Source organism: Clostridium sp. OS1-26 (assembly GCF_030915445.1).
Lineage (GTDB): Bacteria > Bacillota > Clostridia > Clostridiales > Clostridiaceae > Clostridium_AM.
On the sequence record NZ_CP133264.1, the window covers coordinates 764,194 to 787,110 of the forward strand.

A 22,917-nucleotide genomic window follows, 5' to 3' on the forward strand; every position below is an offset into this window, starting at 1 on the left:
CAACTTTATGGTTAAGAAATCTATATAATGTTAAAAATTAATTTTATTATTCTGGTCTTCCTATAAGAACACCCTTACCTACAGCAAATATATCATCTATTGTCATTTGGAAGCTTACTTCTCTTCCTTCGAAGTTTCCTCTCTCTTGTAGCTTTTTCATGTTAAATTCTTTTAATTCATCACTTAGAGGTACATTCCCAAAGTTAAGATATCTTACAGCTCCATTGTTATCTCTTGCTGGCATCATCTGTCCTAAATTATATTTACTTGGAGCGAATGGTATATCTACTGTTCCAACTTCGAAACCTTTTACTGTTCCTATTGCTAAATCGCCATTTCCAAGTTCAAATAATTTATCCATCATACATTTAGTTTCAGCTTTAATTACAGCTATTTCTGTTTCTAATTCTTTTGACATAGGAAGTCTTTGTCCTTGAAGCATGTTTAATGCCATTTTTGTAGCCTTTATTCCAGCTGCATTCGCTTCTTTTGTTGGTATTCCTAGTGCTTCATGAGGAGTTTTTACTATAACCTTTGTAGCTCCAGCTAAAGCTGCTGTTGCTGCTCCTGATGATATAACTCCGAAAGCTTTTGCTTCATCTTGTGGGAATCCACCCATCCACTGATGGAATACTGTTGTTACATAAACATCATTATATCCATATTGCTTTAAGTATTCATTTACTTGCTCTTCTAAAGCTCTTATTGCTGCAACGTCTTGAACTAGGTTTCCGCATTGTCCATATCCAACAGTTATGTTTTTAACTCCTTGCTCTGCTGCAAGTAAAGCTTCTATTATAGCAACTGTATTTGATGTGCTTGGTGGAACTAATGTACCTGTTAAAGGACCGAATGGTTCTCTATTTATAGATATTCCTTGCTCTTCATAATATCCAGCAAGTCTATCACAGTACTGCCAATCTAATAAAGTCTTTTCTATAGATACACTCTTTGCATAAGGAATGTTGTAGGATATTCCACCACCTTCATTTGAAGTCCATCCTGCTGCATGGATTATCTCTGTAAGTAATCTAGCATCTGGTGTACCGTGTCTTGCTTGAAGAGGTAATTCTACTGATTCAAATACCTTTCTACATCCTTGCACTCCATGGTTAACTCCTGGGAAACCATTTAATAGTGATCTTCCTGCTGCTATACTTTCTTGAATTCCTACTTCACACTCATCGTATCTGTTTTGTCTTGTATAACTATCTATAGTTGATGGAAGCAAATCTGCTCCACCTTCATTTTGTAGGTATGTTAAAAGTTCTATATGCTCATTTAATAAAGCAACACCTGCTCTTGGTTGAGCTAATGTAATTCCTGTTTCTTTAGCCTTCTTTAATTTAGCTGGAAAGCTTTTACTTTCAGGTATGCTCTTTAAGTATTCAACAGCTTCTTGAAGATCTACTTCTTTACCAGTTGGCCACTGAGCTAAAACCTCTTTTCTCATATTGAAAAACTCTTCATCAGTCCATTTTTTATTTTTAAGTTCCAATCCGATTACCTCCTAATCTACATTAACCAAATATTTTTTCATTATTCTTACCGCTTTATCTGGATTCACTTCTGCTAATAACCCCATAGCAGATAAAATTTATGTATCATTATAAAGTAAATATTCTTCTAAAAGTTAGTCTTACATCGTTTTCAAGAGAGGCCTATTTAAACCTAAAGCTTTAGATCTGCCTTTAAATCTCCAATTGTTATTTCTGGAGATGTTCCTGGAGCATACACTTTGTCGAATCCCATATCTTTAAACTTTTGGTGAACCTCTTCCCATTTTTGCTTTCCAACAACTAAGTTTCCACCAACATACATTAATATTCCTTTTAAACCTGCTTCATCACACTTTTCTCTTAATCCTCTACAGTCTATCTCTCCATGTCCGTATAATGATGAAACTATTATGGCATCTGCATTAGTTTCTATTGCAGCATTTATAAAATCCTCTTGCGGAGAAAGAACTCCTATATTTACTACATTAAATCCTGCTTGTGTAAATGAATGTTCTAATATTTTATTCCCTACAGCATGACAGTCAGATCCAATTACACCTATTACTAAAGTTTTCATTATGAGACCTCCTAAAATTTACTTTTCATATTTTAATTCTATATATAATATAAAGCCTTTGTTTTAGTTATAATTTAGGCTATATAAAAATCATTCTATTATCTTATATCTAAGTTGTTTTTCTAGTAACTTGTACACTTTTTGAAAATTCCATCATTTTAAAATCTCAAAAACAGAATGGACTAATAGACCAATCCATTGTTCTTTTTTTATAATAGCATAATAAAAAATACATATCAAATATTTTTTCAAATAATTCATTTTTCATAATTTTCAAATAACTATATGTATTTTTATTCATATTTTTCATTCAATATTCATGGTCTGAAACTCTACTATTTCGTAACTAATTATAAAAATCTATAATTAATTACAAAATTCTATATTTATATACTAATATGCACAAGCATATTTGCTATACTGTTCAAATAAGCATTTTATAAGCCCTGCATATATTTTCATATAACCAAAAACATAACATGAATATTTCATTGCATAAAATTGCATACACTAATTTACTTATACAATTATTTTATCTTGCTATTATATTTCATAATAATTCTTAATTGATTCTAATATTAACTGATATATATTTAGATACTTATTATTTTATAGGTCCAATTTTAAAATTGGACTCATGAGATTTTATTCGATAACTATCTGCTCTAATACTTCTCGCACTCTGTCTATCTTAAATTACATAACAAAAAGTGCAATACTTAAGTATATAGAGCTCTTCTATAATACAAAAGACTGCACTTTTTTAAGTTTAAATTATAAATTCTCAATAAAGTTTTCTATTCTATCGCATGCTTCTTTTAATTGTTCCATGCTATAAGCATAGGAAATTCTCATATAACCTTCTCCACCAACACCAAAGGCCGATCCTGGTACAGCAGCAACTCCTGCTTCCTTTAAAAGTCTTTCACAAAAATCTTCACTTTTAAAATTAAATTTCTTTATGGAAGGAAACATATAAAAAGCACCCATTGGAATATTAGATTCAAATCCCATTTTGGTTAGTCTGCCATATAAATAGTCTCTTCTTTTTATAAATTCATTCTTCATATATTCTACATCTTCCATACAATTTTTAAGTCCTTCATATGCTCCATATTGGACAATAGAAGGTGCGCAGGATACATTGTACTGGTGAACCTTCATTATAGAGTTCATAAATTCTTCTACAGCACATACATATCCTATTCTAAGTCCTGTCATAGAAAACATTTTTGAAAATCCACCAACCACTATTACTTTATCTTTTATGTCATCGAATTGTGCTATAGAATAATATTCTTTTTCAAAATATAGTGCACTATACATCTCATCACTTACAACAATAATCTCATTTTCACTTATTATTTTATGAAGTTTATCATTATCTTCTTTGGATAAAATAGCTCCTGTAGGATTAGACGGATAGGATAACACCATAACTTTAGGTTTTTCTTGTGCTATTAACTTTTCTAGCTCTTCAAAATTAATTGAGAAATCTTCTTTTAAGTTATAATTTACAATATCGCCGCCTAATAGCTTTACACAACTTTCATAAGCTGGATAAGCCGGTGTTGGTACTAGAACCTTATCTGAAGGATCTATCAATGCCGCAAAAACATCCATTAACCCTTCACTACCTCCTACTGTAATACATATCTCGTTTTCATTATAATTTATATGTTGAGTTTTTAAGTAGTTAGAAATCTCTTTTCTAAGTTCTATAATACCTGCATTTGATGTATATGTAGTTTTATTTTCATTTATTGCATTAATCATAGCTTCCTTAATTTTCTCAGGTACATTAAAATCCGGCTGACCTAAAGTTAATGAAATTGTATTAGGATATTTAACTACTTTGTTGAAAAACTTTCTAATTCCTGAGATCTCTATACTTTGAACATTTCTGAGAAATAATACTGTTTATATCTTTCATTTTACAACTAGCCCCTTTCCATTACTTACGTTAAATCATACCTTAATAATGTCTAGTTTAATACTTTAACAATATGATATCGTGAACTTACTCCACCCATAAGGGGATGTGGCTTCCTGCTTCTTCGACCTCGTAATCTACTATCTCCACAGGCTTAACTCCGATAGTTCCTACGGTATTTATCTACAGGCTTAAGCTACTAATATTTTTAGTTCTTTCAACCCTTGTTTAAGAATATTTTTACTTGCATTGATGTCCCTATCATGTTTATTATCACACTTAGGACATACCCATTCCCTTATGTTTAAATCCTTTACTTCTGCATTTTGATAGCCACATATTGAACATAATTGACTTGAAGGGTAGAAAGTATCTATTTTATGTACAGTTCTACCATACCATTCAGCCTTATATGTGAGTAGTCTTGTGAACTCCGACCAACTGCAATCACCTATTTTTTGTGCTAACTTTTCATTCTTCATCATGTTTTTCACATTCAAATCTTCAAGAACTATAATTTGATTTTCTTTTATAAGTCTTGAAGTTAATTTATACAAAAAGTCTATTCTTTGATTAGCAATTTTCTCATGTATTTTGGCAAGTTTAACCCTTGCTTTATGATAGTTCTTACTTCCTTTAGTTTTACTGCTTAATCTTCTTTGAGACTTTATCAACTTTTCATAAGACTTTTGAAGATATTTAGGATTTTCTATATTTTCCTCATTAGATATAGTACAAAATGACTTTATGCCTACATCAATACCTATTGCATTAGGATTTTGAGGTAATTTTTCATTCTCAATATTACTACAACAAACTGAAACAAAACACTTATTAGAAGGCATTCTGCTTACAGTAACATTAAGTATCTTACCTTGAATTTCTCTATGCTTTTTAAACTCTACCCAACCAATTTTAGGTAGTTTAATTTTGTTCCCCTCAATTTTGATGTTTTTATTAACCGTTTGAGTTCTATAACTTTGATTATGGTTATGTTTACTCTTGAATTTAGGGAATCCACTGCCCTTAAAGAAATTTTTGTAGGCTTTATCTAAATCTCTCAAACTCTGTTGAAGTGATATTGCATCTATTTCTTTAAGCCACTCATATTGATTTTTAAGTTTTTTCATATCATTAGCACACTCACCATAAGACATGGATTTACCTTCACTTTTGTACAATTTTATCTTCTTATCAAGGTAGTAATTATATACAAATCTGCAAGAGCCAAAAGCCTTACTTAACATTATTTCTTGCTCTTTAGTTGGTGCTAATCTAAATTTAAAAGTCTTTTCCACAATATCACCTCACCTTCATGTAGTTCATATAGTCATTATACAATGATATTGAAATAATTCAAAGATACATTCAGAATCAGAAGTTAGTGTAATACTAAATTAATGGAGTATCGAATTCCCTTGGCTTAAAGCCTCTTACCTCCTCAGCCACAAGTATTCGAGGTTTTACGGGCCAAAATATAAAACTATTTTTATAAACAGACTTCTTAGTTTTGTATAGAATCTAAAAGCTCATGAAGTTATCTATTATTCTAAAGCATTTTTCGACTACTTTTTTACGAATTATGTTATAATACAAATAATGAAGAACTTAAGAAACTATAAAAAATTTTTAACAATTGAAAGGGTGATTGCTAAATGAACCTTAATGATCTTTTGAAGATTGGAGAAACACATGTTAATGAATATATAGTCAAGCCGGAAGATACAGCAGACTTTATCGGAAACAAAAGTGTAACTATGTTATCTACACCTGTTATGATTAAATTTATGGAAACCACAGCTACACATTCAATAATTAATAATATACCTAAAAACTATAGACCTGTTGGAACTAGAATTGATGTTAAACATATAAATCCAACTCCTGTCAATGCAAAGGTTACTGTAAAAGCAGTATTAACATCAATCGAGGGTAGAAAGCTTTGTTATGATGTAGAAGCTTTCAGCGAGGAACGTAAAATAGGCTTTGGAGTATATGAACAGCACTTAATTAACTTAGAAGATTTTTTAAGTAAAAATAGAAAATAGGAACTGGACCTTCGACTTCCAATTCCTATCTTTATCTATCACTATTTTAAATTAATTTTTGATTCATAACATCTGTCAACCCTAAGGTTTCTATTTTACTTTCAATTTCATTTTTATCAGTAGTATATAGTTTCATATCCTGCATTCGTTTAAAATATTCTGCTCCTGCAAAAGTATATCTATTCCTTCTTCCTTTCTTTGACATCATCTTGTAATTAGCATAAGATATAATATCCCCAATAGCTGTTGTTTTTGGAAGAACTAATAGTGGCATACCTGAAAGATATCTTACAGCATTATGCCCCGCTAAGCTTCCTGTGCATATAGCTTCTGTATGCCCTACAAAAAGACCGCTTTTCTCACCACCACAGAATAAGTTGCTTATATCTCTTACCTTCATATCATCGGTTCTTGGAGCTACGGATAAATATCTAATTGAATTGCCTTTTCCTCCTGCATAAGGATCAATATATTTTGCATTCTCTAGTCCTTTAATCTTTCTTAATTTATCCAATGGATAATAGGAAGTCATAAGCTTTACATGCCCTGTGTCAAGTAAAACCACGTTTTCAGCAAATTCTTTCAAAGCATACTGTTGACATACTTTCGCTTTTAATTTATCCATATTTATATCCTCTGGAGGAACCTTTAGAACAACTGCTCCTTTTTCATTTAACTCTTTAACCAATCCTTCATCTAAACTCTCTTTGCAGAGTTTACAAGAACCACTAAAAGCTCCGTATATATCGTCTTCCCTTTCTCCTTGAAGATCGTCCACGCCAGCCCTCATGCTTATACTTACTCTTGGGCCAAAAGCTGGACATCTTAATACACACATTGAGCAACCATTGCCATATCTCAAACAATTACCCATAGGTCCAGTTGAGCCTGTGGTTTCAATAAATACATCACCTTCATCATAAGTTCCATCTGCTAAATACAATCCTATTATCTTATCCTCAACTTTCTTTATATCTACTACCCTAGATAGCATTTTTAATTCTATGTCTAATTCTAGTAAATATTTTTTAACAGCAGGTTCTATTTTGTTAACATCATAAAGCCAGGCATGCTTATGTCCTGGGAAATCTATATTCTTATGTCGTGTATTTTTGTCTGTTATATTAATTAAATCTCCTGCTCCAAGTGCTAAAAGCTCTTCAGCAGCAGTATACCTTCCGTTATTTCTCATTATTCCACCAACGTTACCCAGTCCTAAAAGCATATCGGTTTTTTCATAAAGTGTAACTTTAGCTCCTGCTTTTTTTGCTGTTATTGCAGCAGCACAACCAGACCATCCACCACCGATTATAATAACTTTCATTAATAATCCTCCTTATTAATACTACCCTAAAATACCAATAGTTAGATTAAAATACATCTTATATTTCTGCAATTCATAATTTAAAGCAATTGTCAGCTTTAAATAAGCCTTCTTTCTTTAAATACATATTTAGGATCTATCTGAATCTTACATAGCTTCTTAACTACATGATTTTTATATCTTGTGCTGCACGTACCGCATACTCCTTCTCCACAGCACATTTTTGAGTTATTACAACAAGATACATCAATGGAATCACTTAAATAGTTTAACAATTTATAAATTAATATATCAGGCCCGTCACAATGAACTAAATTCACATTTTCAACCTTTAATATTTGGCCAATTATATTTTTAAATTCTTCTGAAAGCTCGCCTGCCTCTAACATATTGCAGTAAAATATTTCAGCATTACACATATCAAAATACTTTTTACCCAAAAGTTCCTTAAAAGGGGTTTTATCTATTATTGCAATAACTTTGTTTCCATTTGAATATAATTTTTTTAATACCGGTACTAATGGTGCAATCCCTATCCCCCTTGCCACTACAATAGAAATCCCTTCCTTTGCCTTATATACATTTTTCAATCCTAAAACTCCATTCCAAAATGGCCCTCTTATAAGTACGCTTTCGTCTTCTTTAAGCTTACAAATACTTTTTGTTTTTATTCCCTTTAGTTCAATAGCTACTTTTAGAGTATTTTCCTCAGTATCTGCTTCCATTATAGAAATAGGAGTATCATAATAGGTTGATGACTCAGGATTTCTTATGAATATTACACTACCAGGGTATATTAAATCGCTCACTAAACTATGTGGAGCATTTATTGTAAGAATAAATAATTTATTTTCCAATACCTCTTTTTTCATTATCTTGCATAGATATTCTTTCCTTACATCTTTAGCTTTTTTATTATTCAATATATATTCTTGATACATGCACACTCCTTTCCAGTTAATACAATCGCAAAAGGTTTTTCCTGAAAGTTGTGAACATAGTATGCAATCTCCAGTTTCTGCCAGATGACAAGGACAATATATAGTTCCAGCATCAATACAATCCTTTATTTCATACCCCATTAAATTACCTCCTAACGCACTATACTATTAGATTATTTTTCGAGGTTATATTTTGTTACTGAAACTTATATTTTGTTGCTAAAAATGTGCTTTACCCCTTTAATTCATGAAATATATTTATTATAATTATACTTATTATGATAAATATGATGATTTAAATTACTTAACTAAGGAGGTTCTAAATATGAACTATAATTTAACCGATCCATATGAAATTGCCAGATACATAAAAGAAGCTAAAAAATCCACTCCTATTAAAGTATATCTTAAAGGAGATATCTCAGATTGCAATCTAGGAAATATAGAAAGCTATAACGGTTCAGACTTTTATGTACTTTTTGGTGAGTCTGAAGAAGTTTCAAAATTTCTTGAAGATAACAAAGAAATGATTAAACAATTTAGAATGGAATCTGACAGAAGAAATTCTGCAATACCTCTTATTGATGTAAGAAATATTGAGGCAAGAATTGAGCCAGGTGCCATCATAAGAGATAAGGTTACAATAGGTAAAAATGCCGTTATAATGATGGGAGCTGTTGTAAATATAGGTGCTGAGATTGGCGAAGGTACAATGGTAGATATGAATGCTGTTGTTGGCGCGCGAGGTACTCTTGGTAAGAGAGTTCACCTTGGTGCTGGTGCAGTTGTTGCTGGTGTTTTAGAACCGCCAAGCAAATCACCATGCGAAATAGGAGATGATGTTCTAATTGGTGCTAATGCAGTTATACTTGAAGGAGTGAAAATTGGAAAAGGTTCTGTTGTAGCTGCAGGTTCTGTTGTGACCGAAGATGTCCCTGAAGGAGTAGTTGTAGCAGGCACACCAGCTAAAATAATAAAGCAAGTTGATGAAAAAACAAAGGATAAGACTAAGATTCTTGAAGATTTAAGAAAGTAAATTAATTCAATTTAAACAGTGAATAGTTTTTAATACCATTCACTGTTTACTTTTTAAGAAATCTGTTTTCCTGGTAGAGTTTCCTCTAAGTTAGTTTCATTCTCCTTATGGCTATATTCTACATCTTCATCCATCTCTATAGTGCTATTTATTTCATTACCATTTTCATCTTTATTTACTTTTTCCATTTTTGATATAGAAACTTCATATGCTATCTTTTTTATTACATCCTCTTCTGAAACCTTCTTTTGGTATTCTCTGCTCTGCAGCCTTCCCCAAATTCTTATGTTATCACCAACCTGTAAAGTCTTACAGAATCTTGAGTTTCTTCCCCAAGCAATAGTTGGTATGTAGTCCGATTTGTTATAAGACCTATTTACTGCAAGAAGCATATCTGATATTTCTCTTCCAAAAGGAGTTGTCCTATAAATTGGTTGTTTACAAATAAAACCATCAAGAAATATCTGATTAGGATTTTTGCTTCTTTCCTCGCAAGTGCTAATATTTCTTGCAAAAACCGTTAATATTAGCCTATTAGCCCCATCTACAAATTTGTTATAAGATCTTAGCTGACCCTCAACTATAATTTGGGCCCCAACTCTAATATCCATACCACTTATTAGTCTTTCAGAAACCGTGATAAATAATGAGTCCTTAGCATCACTTAATCTCGGAACCTCGATATAAAAAGTATAAAACCCCTCGCCATACATCTCATGACTAAATTCCAGCTCCGAGCTTACTTCTCCCTCAAGATAAATTTTATTATTTAACATTAAATTGTCCATCATAACCCCTCTTTCCCTTAGTTTTTGAATTATCTCATCAACATATAATTATTCAAAGAATACTGGAAATATACTTATTAAATTTTAGTATATATACTGTTTAGGTTAAAACAGTGAGTTTTTTTCCTTTAACTAAACTACTTATATCTTTTCCTTCAATAAGGCTAATAGTTATTCCAACCATAGCTGCATATATCTCTTCTTCTCCGCTAAAACTTATATTAATTGGGACTTCTGCAGGTTCTAATTTTCTAAATGCATTATAGTTTAAGTCCCTCTGTAGACAATACACAAAACTGTTATTATCCTCCATGCTCGAAACTGTTATTGTATTTTTGCTACCTAAACCATAAGTTATCATGTTTCCATATATGTTAACATTTCTATTACTATTTACTAAATCCATGTTAACAAAGCAATATCCTCCGTTTAATAATACATCTTTAATGCTACTATTAGAATTAAAGATTACGTAATCATAATAACTTTCTCTTTTTACAGCATATTTAGTAAAATACTTACAATCAACCTCTAATGATTTGAGAACTTTCTGTAAATAGGAATTAAAACTTTTATTACCACCTATTATGGATACTGTTTTCATTTTCCTACCTCCTCAAAATAATTGATTAAAATTATTTTAAACAAGAGATAGTTTTTTATACTATTTTATTAGTTTATATATAATATCTCCTTCCTAATCTACTTTTATATTTCCATTATAATACAAATTTGCACTAGGTTTCAATAACTCTTATATTAAACTAAGTAAAACATAGTATAAATTGACTTAATTAGGTATTTGTTTACCTGAGTAATCAATTTTATAATTATCTTTATAAATCAAATTTCCAATTTTTTCGAATTTATAACCTTCTCCTTGGAGTTTTTCTATGATTCTTGGCAAATTGCCTGGTGTATACTTTGCATTATTGTGGAATAGTAAAATGGAACCTGGCTTTGTATTTTTTATAATCCTACTATACTCTATATCTGACCCCTCTTCTCTCCAATCTATACTATCCACATCCCATTGTACGCAATAGTGTCCTGTTTCGGATGCAGTTTGTACTGACATATCATTATATGACCCTTCTGGGAACCTGAAGAGTTTTGTGCCTTCACCTGTAAGCTGTCTAATCTTTGCATCACTAATATCTATTTCTTGTATAATTCTTTCTCTTGATATTTTAGTCATGTCTGGATGCTTATTAGAATGATTTCCAATCTCATGGCCTCTCTTGTAAATTTCTTTTACCTTGTCTGGATTTTCGTCTACCCACCCTCCTACTAAGAAAAATGTTGCTTTAATATTGTATTTATCAAGTATGTCTAATATCTTTTCTGTGTTGTCATTACCCCAGCTTACGTCGAAACTCATAGCTATTTTTTTATCTTTTATATCAACACAGTAAATAGGCAAATTTCTGTTTATTCTTATAAAAGCTCCTCTTTCTTTATAGTTGATAAAAATAGATGTTATAATAGCTACAAAAAGCAAAAATAACACAAGTAAAATTTTTTTGATAACCCAAACCTCAAAATTTTCCCTCCAAAATATAATTGTTCTTATAAATTTATATAGTATCATTTACTAGCAATTATTACACAAATTAAATAAATTTCTTGTTAATATTTTTAGTGGTTAAGTTAACCTAATCTTCCTAAAACTCTATAGAATAAACTGATAATAAAAGTACAAACTATGATTACAGTACATAGTTAAAGGAGGATTTTATATGGCATTAGGTCAATCTGGAAGTGGAAGAACACAATTAGTACCAGAAGCTCATCCTATACTGGATAATATGAAATATGAAATAGCTGAAGAATTAAATTTAGGAGTTCACCAAGGTTCTGAAGATTATTGGGGCGAAGTTTCATCAAGAAACTGTGGTAAAGTCGGTGGTGAAATGGTAAGAAGACTTATATCAATGGCAGAACAAAACCTAGCTAACGGAAAATAGCATATAAAAAATAAAGCACTGAAGAAATTCAGTGCTTTATTCATTTTCATACATTTTATGTTATAATATAAAATATAATTATTGTGTAACTAATAATTTATCAGGAGGATAGAAATGTTTGAGGATACTGTAGAGCTAGCAGAAAACAAATTATTACTGCTTTACATACTTAATAAAATTAAACTTCCTATTTCGAATAATCATATAACACAGATTATTTTAGAAAATAATTTTATTAATTATTTTACTCTTCAGCAATATTTAGCAGAGCTTGTTTCTTCGAGTTTTATAAAAGATATAGACGACTCAGGTAACCACAGATTTATGATTACTGAAAAAGGGACTAAAGTGTTATCTTTATTTGAAAATAGGCTTTCTAATAGCAAAATAGATATTATAGATAACTATTTAAAAAATCACATAGAAAATATAAAGAAGGAAGTTGCTGTAACGGCTAACTATACAATAGAAGATAAGGATAACTATATAGTTAGCTTGAAGGCACTAGAAAATGATTCTATACTTATCGATATAAAAATTAATGTAGGATCAAATAAACAAGCTAAAGATCTATGCCAAAAATGGAAAAGTAATTCTTCAGAGTTATATAATAAAATTATTAATTTGTTGATAACCTAATAGCATGTTTATACTAAAATCATACCTGTAGGCTCTCCCCCTATAGGTATATATTTTTTATTTCCACTTTCAATATTTACATTTATTAATCTATTATTATAATTATCTCCTACGTATATATTTCTGCCATATTTCATTATTCCTCTTGGCATTCCACCCACAATTATTTTTTTATCTTCCTTATAATGATTTATATCTATAATACTTATGCTGCCATCTCCAAAGTTGGATACAAGACAAGTTTTCTCATCACAATACATATCAATAGGTGAATTTCCCACAGTAATTCTGTTAATAACCTTATAGTTTTTCAATGAAAGGATCGCTATACTTCCTCTAAAATCGGAGCCTATATTACTTTCACATACAAGAGAATATTGTCCATCAACTGTAAATAAGGCTTTTGTAGGATATGCACCTACTCTTATATTTTTAATATTATCGCTATTAGTACAATCAATTATTGTTATGCTATCATCATACATATTTGATACTAGTAAGAGCTTCTTCTCCTTATTTAAGCATATACTATGTGGTAAACTTCCACAGGGGATTTCCTCTACTATTTTATTTTCTATAAGATCAAATACTATTAAACCATTAAGGTCACCACATATTATATATGCATTTTTTCTAAAAACAACTACATCATTACAGTGTACACCTATATAGTGGCTGCTTTCCTCTACTTCTTCTAATAAATTTATAATTGATATACTATTACTATAATTATTTGCTACTATAAGTTTGTCTTTGTATAAACATATGCCATGTGGTCCAATTCTGTCATTCATATTATTTGACTTTAATATGATTCTACCTTCTTCTTCGAAATTATTTATATTAACCTTTGAAATAAAATCTGAAGAAGTATTACATACATATAAATGCCTCAATTCTATCCCCCCCTTACAAATATAATATGAACATCCCTCAAAATAGGTAATAATAATTTAAGAAATTTTATTAGGCATCCGAAAGAAAATAATAAGTCAAAGATGCAAAAGATATCTTGAAGATGCCTTAGTTAAACTTTAAGAACATTTTTTAATAAAACTATATCTTGAGTAATATAGATGTTTTGTTATATAATATTTTTGTCAATCGTAAATTTACTAATAAGATTCAAGGCAGGTGATATTATGTATAGCTACAAAACTAGTGGAGTTTGTTCTAAAGAAATAAATTTTGATGTAGTAGATAACAAAATTACTAATGTTTCTTTTGTTGGAGGATGCAATGGTAACCTTCAAGGATTATCTAGTCTCTTAGAGGGGTTAGAGGTTGAGGACGCTATTGGAAGATTAGAAGGTATATCCTGTGGCGGCAAGAGTACATCTTGTCCTGATCAGTTTGTAAAAGCTCTTCAAGAAATGATTATAAAGAATAATTAGTCTTTGTAGAGATATTTTTGTACAAGTATCTTTTATGCTATAGGGGTACAAGGACGAAAGTTAACTTTCGTCCTTGTACCCCTATAATACTAAAGTGATTTTAATATTTTCCTCATGTCACCTATCATATATAATGAGCCAGAAATTAACAATAGATCATCATCATTGCAATATGAAAGAGCTAACTCATATGCATCTTTATAATTCTCTACCGCTTCACATTTTGTGTTATACTTTTGTATTACATTTTTAAGTTCTTCTGCACTCTCAGCTCTATAACTATTAGGTGTTACTGCTATAACTCTATCCGCTAGTGGAACAATGGTGTTTACCATCTTATCTACTTCTTTATCTGCTAATATTCCTAATATTAACGTCATCTTATTATATTTAAAATATAATTCAACATTTCCCTTGAGTTTTGAAATACCATCTATATTATGTGCTCCATCTATTACAACTAAAGGCTTGTTCCTAACAACTTCAAGTCTTCCTATCCATTTCACAGTCTTTAATCCATTAATAATGTTATCAACACTTATCTTTATCCCTTGCTTTATAAGTTCTTCTATAACAAAAACTGCTGTAGCACAATTTAATAATTGATGTTTACCTAACAAAGCTAATTCTATATAATATGTACTCTCATTAGTCTGTAATTTAATGTTTTGACTGTAATTCGTGCTCCTATTGTCTATTTTAGTATTATTATCTAAGTATTCTACACAGTTATTTGGAACCTTTATTAATTTACAACCTCTCTCAAAGCATACTTTTTCTATAACTTCTTCCGCTTCCTTTTGCTGCGGATACATTATTACAGGCACACCATTTTTTATTATTCCAGCTTTTTCATAAGCAATGTCCGCTAATGTATTGCCTAATATTTGCATATGATCATAGCTTATAGATGCTATGACACTTGCTAACACTCCTCCACCTTCATTAGAAGAAAATGGTTCAATCACATTTGTAGAGTCTAATCTTCCACCTAATCCTACTTCAACTACTGCAAAATATACGTTTTTCTTCGAAAAATAATAAAACATTGTACAAGTTATAATCTCAAATTCAGTTGGATGTTCATAGCCTAATTCTATAACTTTATTTACTGAATTTGAAACTTCTGTAACAGTTTCACTTAACTCTTCTTTAGAAATATTTTCTCCATTTATTTGAATTCTTTCTTCAAAGACCTCAAGGTAAGGTGAAGTATACATACCAACCTTATATCCAGCATCCATAAGTATTCGAGTAATCATAGCCGTAGTAGATCCTTTTCCATTAGTGCCGGCTAAATGTATACATTTTAACTTTTTATGAGGATTTCCCAGCAATTCTAGTATCTTTTCCGTTCTATCCAATCCAAAGTTAGTTCCGAATTTGGCCGTATTGGTTATATAACTCATAGTTTCTTGATAATTCATAATGTCACACCCCAATATTTTAAAATTTATTCAATGGATAATTTGTTCTGATTTAAACTCTATCTTATTTTATCAAGAATTTAACAATCAATCAATTTTATTATAAAACTATATATTCTTATAAACAGAGTTCTAAGTATAGTATAAATTATTACTATATTAACAATTTCTGTATAACTAACCAAAAAATAAAAACTGCTATAATATTTCTACTACAACAGTCTTCTATATCAATCCTATTTTACAGATTCTATAATACTATTTATTTTTTGAATTTCATATTCTATCATATGCTTTTGCTCGCTTTGAAGATTTTCTTTCTTATTTATACTTTGTTTTAACTCTTCTATTTCTTTCAGCAATTCTTTAATTCTACTTTGATATTGATTTACTACTTCATCTGTATTCTTAGAGAATTCTTTAAGATAATCCCTAAGTACCACCACTCTGTCTTTACCATCCTTTAGTAAAGCATTAATGTTCATGCCTGATGCATTTATTATATTAACAACTGACTGTTTTTTTATTTCAGTTGGAAGATTACCTGGCAAAGCATTAAAAAAGTTATCTATTATGTACACCTTTTTTGTATTTTCATTTTCCAAATTAAACATGCTATATATTTCTTCTATACTTAGAACTGTATCTATATTCATACCACTAGTTTCCTCATATATATTATTTTCTATCTCTTCTTGGTTTGCTACTACAATTTCATCATCTTTTGATGAGTAACTTTCAATATTATTGTCTTCCTGTTTATCACTTTCGCTTAATATTTTATCTTCACTTTTACCCTCATCTTCTAGTTTTGTGTCCTCTATTTTCTCTACTAGCTTGAATTTTTCAAATATAGATTTTTTTGCTGCCATCTTCTTATCCTCCTATTTATTACTACAAAATTTAACACTATAATAAATCCTTTAGTTAGTTTTTATCTGTCTTAAACTAAAACTCCTGAAATAAATCCCAATATAATACATAACGTACTTTCTACAGTATATCTACATCTGTCGGTTAATCTAAATCTATTTTTAGCAAGCTTTTTATCTAGAATAAAAAAAGTAATCTCACAAAACAAAAGAGTAAATAGAAATATCATAGAAGCTTTAATGTATTTATCCATAATATACCAACCTTCCATTCACTTTAGCAAAAGTATCGTATATACAGTTCGACTCATATATAATATACGTAAGTTTTAAAATATACTTTAATGTATTTTTAAATATACTTTAAAATTTTTTAATACATAAAAATACCCTCGTAATTATTACGAGGGGTATTGGACTTAACCTGTTATTTTAAACTTTCCAATCTTGAAACTACTGCTGCAAGCATTTCTTTATACTTGTCACCTTTAGCTTTTTCTTCATCAACTACTGCTTGAGGTGCTTTTGATACGAATTTTTCGTTAGCAAGCTTCTTTTCTACTCTATCTATTTCTTTTTCTAGTTTTTCTTTTTCTTTATTTAATCTTTCAAGTTCTTTTTCAAGGTCTACTAAATCAAGTAAAGGCATAAACATTTCTGCGCCTCTTGTAACTACTGAAACTGCATTTTCTGGAGCCTCTTCTTTGCTATTTAAGAATTCTACTTCACTAGCTGAAGCAAGCTTTTGGAAATAAGTTTCTCCACTCTTGAAAGCTTCTAATGCTTCATTTTCAGTTACGAATGCCATTACTTTAGCTTTTCTTGAAGGTGGAACGTTCATTTCTGTTCTTACATTTCTTAATGACTTAATAGCTTCTATTATATATTCCATATCTTTTTCAGCTTTTTCATCATTTAGTGCTTCATCATATTCTGGCCATTTTGATATAACTATTGATTCAAACTCAGTGTAAAGGTGAGTATATATCTCTTCTGTTATAAATGGCATTATTGGATGTAGTAATTGTAAACTTGTTGATAAAACTTTGTTTAATACGTTAAATGCAACGCCCTTAGCTTCTTCATCTTCTCCGTACATTACTGGTTTTACAAGTTCTATATACCAATCACAGAACTCACCCCAAATAAAATCATAAACCTTTTGTGAAGCTATTCCAAGCTCAAATTTTTCTATATTATCTGTTACTTCTTTTACTACAGTATTCATTCTTGATAGTATCCACTTATCAGCAGCACTGTAGTTTTTGCACTCCTTGTATTTGTTCATAACTTCTTCATCTATATTCATTAGAACGAATCTTGAAGCATTCCAAATCTTGTTCGCAAAGTTTCTAGCAGCTTCTACTCTTTCTGGATAGTATCTTATATCATTTCCTGGAGCGTTTCCTGTTGTAAGTGCAAATCTTAAAGCATCTGCACCAAATTGCTCAATTACTTCTAGTGGATCTACACCATTTCCTAAGGATTTAGACATTTTCTTTCCATTTGCATCTCTTACTATACCGTGAATTAATACATTTTCAAATGGAATATCATCCATACAATATAATCCTGAGAATACCATTCTAGCTACCCAGAAGAATATTATATCGTATCCTGTAACTAATGTACTATTTGGATAGAAATACTTTAAGTCTGGTGTTTTATCTGGCCAGCCCATTGTTGAGAAAGGCCATAATGCTGAACTAAACCAAGTATCTAATACGTCATTGTCTTGTTGTAATTTTTCTGAATTACATTTAGTACATTTTGTTGGCTCATCTACAGAAGCTATAACCTCACCACAATCTTGACAGTACCAAACTGGAATTCTATGTCCCCACCATAATTGTCTTGAAATACACCAATCTTGAATGTTTTCCATCCAGTTGAAGTAAGTCTTTTCAAATCTTTCTGGTACAAATTTAATTTTCTTAGTTTTTACAACTTCTAAAGCTGGTTTTGCCAGTGATTCCATCTTTACAAACCATTGTTTTGAAACCATAGGTTCTATAACTGTATTACATCTATCATGAGTTCCTACATTGTGATTGTGTTCTTTTATATTTACTAAGAAGCCTTCATTTTTTAAATCTTCAACTATAAGTTTTCTAGCTTCATATCTATCTAATCCATCATATCTGCTTCCTGGGAAGTTTATTCTTCCATCTAGGTGCATAACAATTATTTCTGGTAGGTTATGTCTCTTTCCTACTTGATAATCATTTGGATCATGAGCCGGAGTTATTTTAACTGCCCCTGTACCAAACTCTAAATCAACATAATCATCTGCTACTATCGGAATTTCTCTATTAACTAGTGGAAGTATTAAAGTCTTTCCTATTAAGTGAGCATATCTTTCATCATTAGGATTAACTGCAACAGCAGTATCTCCAAGCATTGTCTCTGGTCTTGTAGTAGCTATTTCTAAATATTCATTACTGCCTACAACTGGATATTTAATATGCCAGAAATGTCCGTCCTGCTCGCTGTATTCTATTTCAGCATCTGATATAGCAGTTTGACATTTTGGGCACCAATTTGTTATTCTATTCCCTTGATAAATTAAACCTTCATTGTATAACTTAACAAAGAAATTTCTAACAGCTTTGTTTGCTTTCTCTTCCATAGTAAAACATTCTCGTGTAGAGTCTACTGAACAACCTAACTGTTTTACCTGGTCCATTATTCTGCCTCTATACTCATTAGCCCATTCCCAAACCTTATCTAGGAATGCTTCTCTACCCATTTCTTTTTTCTTAAGGCCTTGTTTTAGAAGTTCATTTTCAACCTTAACTTCTGTAGCTATACTTGCATGGTCTTGTCCTGGCAGCCATAAAGTACTATAACCTTGCATTCTTTTAGTTCTTATGATTATATCTTGAATAGTATCGTCTAGTGCGTGGCCTAAGTGAAGCTTTCCTGTAATATTTGGTGGAGGTAATACTATTGTATATGGAGTTTTATTCTCATCCACTTCTGGAGTAAAATAGCCTTTCTCCTCCCAATTTTTATAGATTCTGCCTTCAAATTCTTTTGGGCTATAAGTTGTTGCCATTTCTCTTTTTTCTGACATTCTAATTCCTCCTTAGATTTTTATATATTTTTGTATCTTGCCATTATATAATCATCAGCATATTTGCCATCTTTAATAGCAGCATACTTTTTTATTCCCTCAATTTCAAATCCAAAATTTTTATAAACCTTTATAGCTTTTTCGTTATCAGTAAATACGCCTAATTCTATTCTAATTAACATAAGCCAATTATCAGCTAAGTCAAGTATTTCTGTCATAAGCTTTTTCCCTATCCCCATACCTTGGTAAGCTTTGTGAACCATAATACCTAAGGTTGCAGTGTGCTTTGTTCTTGGATTACTACTTACATTTAATCCTATAATTCCAACTACTTTTTTAATTCCATTTTCCTGAACCTCAGCTACAAGTAAGTGGTCATTTCTGCCTAAGCCTTCTATGAAAGCCTTTGATTGATGAAAACTTTCACTTGTTATGCCTAGTATATTTTCTCTTACGCCATCCATACGTCTTATTTCATTAATATCTTCATAATCCCCCAATTTTACTGGTCTAATAACCATATCCATGTCTATCCCTCCCCTATATTTTTCCCCTTACCATAAGCTTTATCAAGTTTATCTATTTGTAAAACAAAAAGAGGTTTTCCATCCATAAAAGGACGAAAAAACCTCGCGTTACCACCTTTTTTCCTGCAAAATTACAGGCTCTTAATACAAATAACGGTTAAGAAAACCGTCTTTACCTACTATAAATTCAGCAAAGAAGCTCCGAAGCTACATTCAAAGTAATCCATATAGAAAGCCTTTCAGCTAATAAGCTTTCCTCTCTTAATACTTTTCTTACCTTTACTCCTCTTCATCATAGCAAATTGAATCCCTATATTTAACTTTTAAATAATATTATATCCTTATTTGTTCTACTGTCAAGTATATTTATATAAATTAATAATATTTTTTCCACAAAAGTACGAATTATTCTTTATATTTATCTATTACACTATATACTAAATCGCTCTGACGTTTCATAAAATTTTTTAGCTTGATTTAGATTTCCACTTTTTTCATAAATCATTCCAATGGTATAATATACTTCTGGACATAATGGATCTATAGATAAAGCCTTTTTCAAAATATCATAAGCCTCTTCATTTCTTCCTAATTCAATCAATTCTCTGCTGTACTTTAAGTAGTCCTCTAAAGCTTTAGCACTATCATTATTAAAAATTTCATTTAATACAGACTTAATTTTTTCAGCAGTAAAAGGTTTTTGCAAATATACCACAGCACCAAGTTTTGTGCATTCCACTGCATTTTTAATTGTAGCAAATGCAGTCATAATTACCACTGGAATATTAATGCCTTTTTTTCTCATTTTCTGCAAAACCGTGGTTCCACTTATTTCTGGCATTTTTATGTCTAAGAAAGCCAAATCAAACTTCTCAGTATTTAATAGCTCAATTGCCTCATGTCCATTTTTAGCTGTGATAACTTCATAATCATTTATTTCAAGACATGTAGTTAATAACGTTCTTATATTTTTGGTATCATCAACCACTAATGCTTTTTTCATTTAAAATAACCTCCATATCTAACTAATTTGCCACAGGAATAGTAAAGATAAAAGTGCTTCCTACATCTAATTTACTTTCACACCAAATTTGCCCACCATGAGCTTCTACAATTTCCTTAGCAATAGCTAATCCTAACCCGCTGCCTCTCATTTCTAAATCGCTACCTTTTACCTGAACAAACTTATTAAATATTCTCTTCTGGTACTCAACAGGTATTCCTACTCCTGTATCAGTCACAGATACAAATATCTTCTTATCTGCAATAAATGCTTTTATGAAGATTTCATCTCCGGCATTTACGTATTTTAAAGCATTTGACACTAAATTATTTAATACCCATGATATCTTATCTTGATCTAATAGTATTTTGGGTAGCTTCTCGCTTGCTTCATAATATAAATTTACTTCCTTATCTGCAGCCTGATCATTAAATCTCTTAATGCAGTTTTCTATTATTCCAATTATAGAACAGGGCTCTATGTTAAATAACGCCTTATCTGATTCAATTTTAGAAAGCTGAAGCAGCTCATTTATAAGGCTAGAAAGCCTTTCTCCATCCTCTCTTATTGTTCCTACAATACTTTCTTGCTTTTCGCTTAAATGTCCTATTTTCTTATCCGTAATCAAGCTTAAGCCCATCATTATCGAGGTTAAAGGCGTTTTTAACTCATGAGATATAGTAGCCATAAAATCTGCTTTTATTTTTTCAAGCTGTTTTAGCTTAGTAACATTCTGAAACAATACAACTATTCCATATATATTTAAATTTCTATCTTCTATAGCTGTAGCAATAATATTAAAGTAATAATCTTTTTCCCTTATCTCTAAATTCATTATTTTTTCTGCTCTTTTTTCATGTTCTTCCCCATAGACGCTGGATATATATTCATATAACTCTCTATTATTTATGCTTTCTAAAAAGTGCTTATTTAAAACATCAATTTCTTTTATACCAAAAATGTTTTCACAAGCATCGTTTAATAAAATAACCTTGTAATCTGTATCTAAAACAATTAAAGGGTCAGAAATACTTTTTACAATGGCAAGGGATTTATTTTTTTCTTCTAACAACTTCCCTTTACTACTATATTCAAATTGTTGAAGTCTTTTTGTCATGTTATTAAATTCATGAGCTAGAAGACCTATTTCATCAGTTGAGACTACAGGTATCTCCTGATGCAAATATCCTTCTTTAACAGACTTTATGCATTCCGTAAGAATGTATACTGGCTTTAAAAATCTATTAATGAAAAATGTTGAAATAAAGAACCCTCCTACTACAGCCAACGTAGATAATCCTAAAATTATATACATTGTTGCTATTGTGTCATTAGTTACATTATTTTTTCCATTAAACATTGCTTTTTCATTTAAAGATGATAAACCTTTTAATTCACTTTTCAAGTTATTATACTGAACGCTAATTTTCTTATTATAAAAGTCAAGAGCCTTATATGTTCCCTGTTTACCTTTAATTTCCTGTATGTCGGGAAATAACGTCATATATTTGACATACTCATTATTAATTTTAGTTACGTAGTCCCTCTCCCCTAGTTCTGTTACATTATTAGATTCTATGTTATACCATTTATAAAACTCATTACTACTTTTGTAAAACGAATCCTTTCCTATTTGTTCATTGTTATTGATATAGCTTAAAATAGCCATATTTTGTCCATCAATGGCTTCAATCATGTTGTCAACTGCACTTATACTCTTATAATTATTAACCATTAAACCATCTATAGACTTACTTAATATATGAAAACTAATTACTGAAGTAAATCCTACCACAGCAATCATTAATACAAGACAAATATATACTGCTGAAATTTTACCTTTAAGTGTTCTTATCATATTCTCCT

The 22,917-nt window shown here is 30.5% G+C and carries 22 protein-coding genes and 1 other annotated feature; of the genes, 5 read left to right on the forward strand and 17 right to left on the reverse strand.

Translation table 11 applies throughout. The annotated features are described in order from the left end of the window. Nucleotides 1-46: 46 nt before the first annotated feature. From RCG18_RS03805 to tnpB, 4 genes are all read right to left on the reverse strand, one after another. Nucleotides 47-1,498, reverse strand: coding sequence for a methylaspartate mutase subunit E (locus RCG18_RS03805; RefSeq protein WP_308040103.1), 1,452 nt, complete (start codon nt 1,496-1,498; stop codon nt 47-49). Nucleotides 1,499-1,671: 173 nt separating this feature from the next. Beyond that, nucleotides 1,672-2,076, reverse strand: coding sequence for a methylaspartate mutase subunit S (gene glmS / locus RCG18_RS03810; RefSeq protein ID WP_308040104.1), 405 nt, complete (start codon nt 2,074-2,076; stop codon nt 1,672-1,674). Nucleotides 2,077-2,850: 774 nt separating this feature from the next. Continuing rightward, nucleotides 2,851-3,966, reverse strand: a complete 1,116-nt coding sequence (locus RCG18_RS03815; RefSeq protein ID WP_308041957.1) for an aminotransferase class I/II-fold pyridoxal phosphate-dependent enzyme — start codon at nt 3,964-3,966, stop codon at nt 2,851-2,853. A gap of 234 nt (nt 3,967-4,200) precedes the next feature. Beyond that, the gene (gene tnpB, locus RCG18_RS03820; RefSeq protein ID WP_308040105.1) at nt 4,201-5,307 is read right to left on the reverse strand and encodes an IS200/IS605 family element RNA-guided endonuclease TnpB; all 1,107 of its coding nucleotides are present in this window, start codon (nt 5,305-5,307) and stop codon (nt 4,201-4,203) included. 357 nt (nt 5,308-5,664) lie between these two features. Here tnpB and RCG18_RS03825 point away from each other — a divergent pair, with 357 nt between their 5' ends. Beyond that, nucleotides 5,665-6,057: a hotdog domain-containing protein gene (locus tag RCG18_RS03825; protein ID WP_308040106.1), complete on the forward strand. Its 393-nt coding sequence runs from the start codon at nt 5,665-5,667 to the stop codon at nt 6,055-6,057. A gap of 46 nt (nt 6,058-6,103) precedes the next feature. Here RCG18_RS03825 and RCG18_RS03830 read toward each other — a convergent pair whose 3' ends face one another. After that, nucleotides 6,104-7,381 (reverse strand): FAD-dependent oxidoreductase, encoded by a 1,278-nt coding sequence (locus RCG18_RS03830; protein WP_308040107.1) that lies wholly within the window; start codon nt 7,379-7,381, stop codon nt 6,104-6,106. Nucleotides 7,382-7,479: 98 nt separating this feature from the next. Further along, on the reverse strand, nt 7,480-8,463 hold the full coding sequence (locus RCG18_RS03835) for a sulfide/dihydroorotate dehydrogenase-like FAD/NAD-binding protein (RefSeq protein WP_308040108.1): 984 nt from the start codon (nt 8,461-8,463) through the stop codon (nt 7,480-7,482). A gap of 184 nt (nt 8,464-8,647) precedes the next feature. Between RCG18_RS03835 and dapD the strand changes: the two genes are divergently transcribed. Then, nucleotides 8,648-9,358: a 2,3,4,5-tetrahydropyridine-2,6-dicarboxylate N-acetyltransferase gene (dapD, locus tag RCG18_RS03840; RefSeq protein ID WP_308040109.1), complete on the forward strand. Its 711-nt coding sequence runs from the start codon at nt 8,648-8,650 to the stop codon at nt 9,356-9,358. Nucleotides 9,359-9,411: 53 nt separating this feature from the next. On the opposite strand, the gene RCG18_RS03845 is transcribed toward dapD, so the two are convergent. The 3 genes from RCG18_RS03845 to pdaB all read right to left on the reverse strand — a co-directional run bounded on the left by RCG18_RS03845 (nt 9,412) and on the right by pdaB (nt 11,656). Continuing rightward, nucleotides 9,412-10,146 (reverse strand): single-stranded DNA-binding protein, encoded by a 735-nt coding sequence (locus RCG18_RS03845; protein ID WP_308041958.1) that lies wholly within the window; start codon nt 10,144-10,146, stop codon nt 9,412-9,414. Between the two features lie 100 nt (nt 10,147-10,246). Next, a complete protein-coding gene (locus RCG18_RS03850) occupies nt 10,247-10,750 on the reverse strand; it encodes a hypothetical protein (protein WP_308040110.1) in 504 nt (167 codons plus the stop codon). 186 nt (nt 10,751-10,936) lie between these two features. Then, nucleotides 10,937-11,656 (reverse strand): polysaccharide deacetylase family sporulation protein PdaB, encoded by a 720-nt coding sequence (gene pdaB, locus RCG18_RS03855; protein WP_308040111.1) that lies wholly within the window; start codon nt 11,654-11,656, stop codon nt 10,937-10,939. Between the two features lie 229 nt (nt 11,657-11,885). Here pdaB and RCG18_RS03860 point away from each other — a divergent pair, with 229 nt between their 5' ends. Both RCG18_RS03860 and RCG18_RS03865 read left to right on the forward strand, forming a co-directional pair. Continuing rightward, entirely contained in the window at nt 11,886-12,113 is a 228-nt protein-coding gene (locus RCG18_RS03860; protein ID WP_308040112.1) for an alpha/beta-type small acid-soluble spore protein, read from the forward strand. Between the two features lie 114 nt (nt 12,114-12,227). Beyond that, nucleotides 12,228-12,752 (forward strand): DUF4364 family protein, encoded by a 525-nt coding sequence (locus tag RCG18_RS03865; protein ID WP_308040113.1) that lies wholly within the window; start codon nt 12,228-12,230, stop codon nt 12,750-12,752. Between the two features lie 8 nt (nt 12,753-12,760). Here RCG18_RS03865 and RCG18_RS03870 read toward each other — a convergent pair whose 3' ends face one another. Continuing rightward, nucleotides 12,761-13,648, reverse strand: a complete 888-nt coding sequence (locus tag RCG18_RS03870; protein ID WP_308040114.1) for a YncE family protein — start codon at nt 13,646-13,648, stop codon at nt 12,761-12,763. Between the two features lie 246 nt (nt 13,649-13,894). Between RCG18_RS03870 and RCG18_RS03875 the strand changes: the two genes are divergently transcribed. Then, nucleotides 13,895-14,146, forward strand: a complete 252-nt coding sequence (locus tag RCG18_RS03875; RefSeq protein WP_308040115.1) for a TIGR03905 family TSCPD domain-containing protein — start codon at nt 13,895-13,897, stop codon at nt 14,144-14,146. 89 nt (nt 14,147-14,235) lie between these two features. On the opposite strand, the gene RCG18_RS03880 is transcribed toward RCG18_RS03875, so the two are convergent. The 7 genes from RCG18_RS03880 to RCG18_RS03910 form a co-directional block, all read right to left on the reverse strand. Then, nucleotides 14,236-15,573: a folylpolyglutamate synthase/dihydrofolate synthase family protein gene (locus RCG18_RS03880; RefSeq protein WP_308040116.1), complete on the reverse strand. Its 1,338-nt coding sequence runs from the start codon at nt 15,571-15,573 to the stop codon at nt 14,236-14,238. 236 nt (nt 15,574-15,809) lie between these two features. Next, entirely contained in the window at nt 15,810-16,445 is a 636-nt protein-coding gene (locus tag RCG18_RS03885; protein ID WP_308040117.1) for a hypothetical protein, read from the reverse strand. A 71-nt stretch (nt 16,446-16,516) separates the two neighbouring features. Then, nucleotides 16,517-16,699 carry a hypothetical protein gene (locus tag RCG18_RS03890; protein ID WP_308040118.1) on the reverse strand — a complete coding sequence of 61 codons (183 nt, stop codon included), beginning with the start codon at nt 16,697-16,699 and terminating at the stop codon, nt 16,517-16,519. Between the two features lie 173 nt (nt 16,700-16,872). Further along, nucleotides 16,873-19,521 carry a valine--tRNA ligase gene (locus tag RCG18_RS03895; RefSeq protein WP_308040119.1) on the reverse strand — a complete coding sequence of 883 codons (2,649 nt, stop codon included), beginning with the start codon at nt 19,519-19,521 and terminating at the stop codon, nt 16,873-16,875. A gap of 20 nt (nt 19,522-19,541) precedes the next feature. Beyond that, nucleotides 19,542-20,048 carry a GNAT family N-acetyltransferase gene (locus RCG18_RS03900; RefSeq protein ID WP_308040120.1) on the reverse strand — a complete coding sequence of 169 codons (507 nt, stop codon included), beginning with the start codon at nt 20,046-20,048 and terminating at the stop codon, nt 19,542-19,544. Nucleotides 20,049-20,133: 85 nt separating this feature from the next. Beyond that, nucleotides 20,134-20,353: a binding site (T-box leader), on the reverse strand. Between the two features lie 125 nt (nt 20,354-20,478). Further along, a complete protein-coding gene (locus RCG18_RS03905; RefSeq protein WP_308040121.1) occupies nt 20,479-21,051 on the reverse strand; it encodes a response regulator in 573 nt (190 codons plus the stop codon). 22 nt (nt 21,052-21,073) lie between these two features. Then, nucleotides 21,074-22,909: an ATP-binding protein gene (locus RCG18_RS03910; protein WP_308040122.1), complete on the reverse strand. Its 1,836-nt coding sequence runs from the start codon at nt 22,907-22,909 to the stop codon at nt 21,074-21,076. Between the last annotated feature and the right edge of the window lie 8 nt (nt 22,910-22,917).

Excerpts from the sequence above, each read along its gene's own strand:
- RCG18_RS03875 (WP_308040115.1), top strand. The coding sequence starts at position 13,895 with ATGTATAGCTACAAAACTAGTGGAGTTTGTTCTAAAGAAATAAATTTT.
- RCG18_RS03850 (WP_308040110.1), bottom strand. The coding sequence starts at position 10,750 with ATGAAAACAGTATCCATAATAGGTGGTAATAAAAGTTTTAATTCCTAT.
- RCG18_RS03860 (WP_308040112.1), top strand. The coding sequence starts at position 11,886 with ATGGCATTAGGTCAATCTGGAAGTGGAAGAACACAATTAGTACCAGAA.
- glmS (WP_308040104.1), bottom strand. The coding sequence starts at position 2,076 with ATGAAAACTTTAGTAATAGGTGTAATTGGATCTGACTGTCATGCTGTA.
- RCG18_RS03905 (WP_308040121.1), bottom strand. The coding sequence starts at position 21,051 with ATGAAAAAAGCATTAGTGGTTGATGATACCAAAAATATAAGAACGTTA.
- RCG18_RS03890 (WP_308040118.1), bottom strand. The coding sequence starts at position 16,699 with ATGGATAAATACATTAAAGCTTCTATGATATTTCTATTTACTCTTTTG.
- RCG18_RS03845 (WP_308041958.1), bottom strand. The coding sequence starts at position 10,146 with ATGGACAATTTAATGTTAAATAATAAAATTTATCTTGAGGGAGAAGTA.
- RCG18_RS03900 (WP_308040120.1), bottom strand. The coding sequence starts at position 20,048 with ATGGATATGGTTATTAGACCAGTAAAATTGGGGGATTATGAAGATATT.
- RCG18_RS03825 (WP_308040106.1), top strand. The coding sequence starts at position 5,665 with ATGAACCTTAATGATCTTTTGAAGATTGGAGAAACACATGTTAATGAA.
- RCG18_RS03910 (WP_308040122.1), bottom strand. The coding sequence starts at position 22,909 with ATGATAAGAACACTTAAAGGTAAAATTTCAGCAGTATATATTTGTCTT.
- RCG18_RS03885 (WP_308040117.1), bottom strand. The coding sequence starts at position 16,445 with ATGGCAGCAAAAAAATCTATATTTGAAAAATTCAAGCTAGTAGAGAAA.
- dapD (WP_308040109.1), top strand. The coding sequence starts at position 8,648 with ATGAACTATAATTTAACCGATCCATATGAAATTGCCAGATACATAAAA.
- RCG18_RS03830 (WP_308040107.1), bottom strand. The coding sequence starts at position 7,381 with ATGAAAGTTATTATAATCGGTGGTGGATGGTCTGGTTGTGCTGCTGCA.
- RCG18_RS03880 (WP_308040116.1), bottom strand. The coding sequence starts at position 15,573 with ATGAATTATCAAGAAACTATGAGTTATATAACCAATACGGCCAAATTC.
- RCG18_RS03865 (WP_308040113.1), top strand. The coding sequence starts at position 12,228 with ATGTTTGAGGATACTGTAGAGCTAGCAGAAAACAAATTATTACTGCTT.
- RCG18_RS03835 (WP_308040108.1), bottom strand. The coding sequence starts at position 8,463 with ATGGGGTATGAAATAAAGGATTGTATTGATGCTGGAACTATATATTGT.
- RCG18_RS03895 (WP_308040119.1), bottom strand. The coding sequence starts at position 19,521 with ATGTCAGAAAAAAGAGAAATGGCAACAACTTATAGCCCAAAAGAATTT.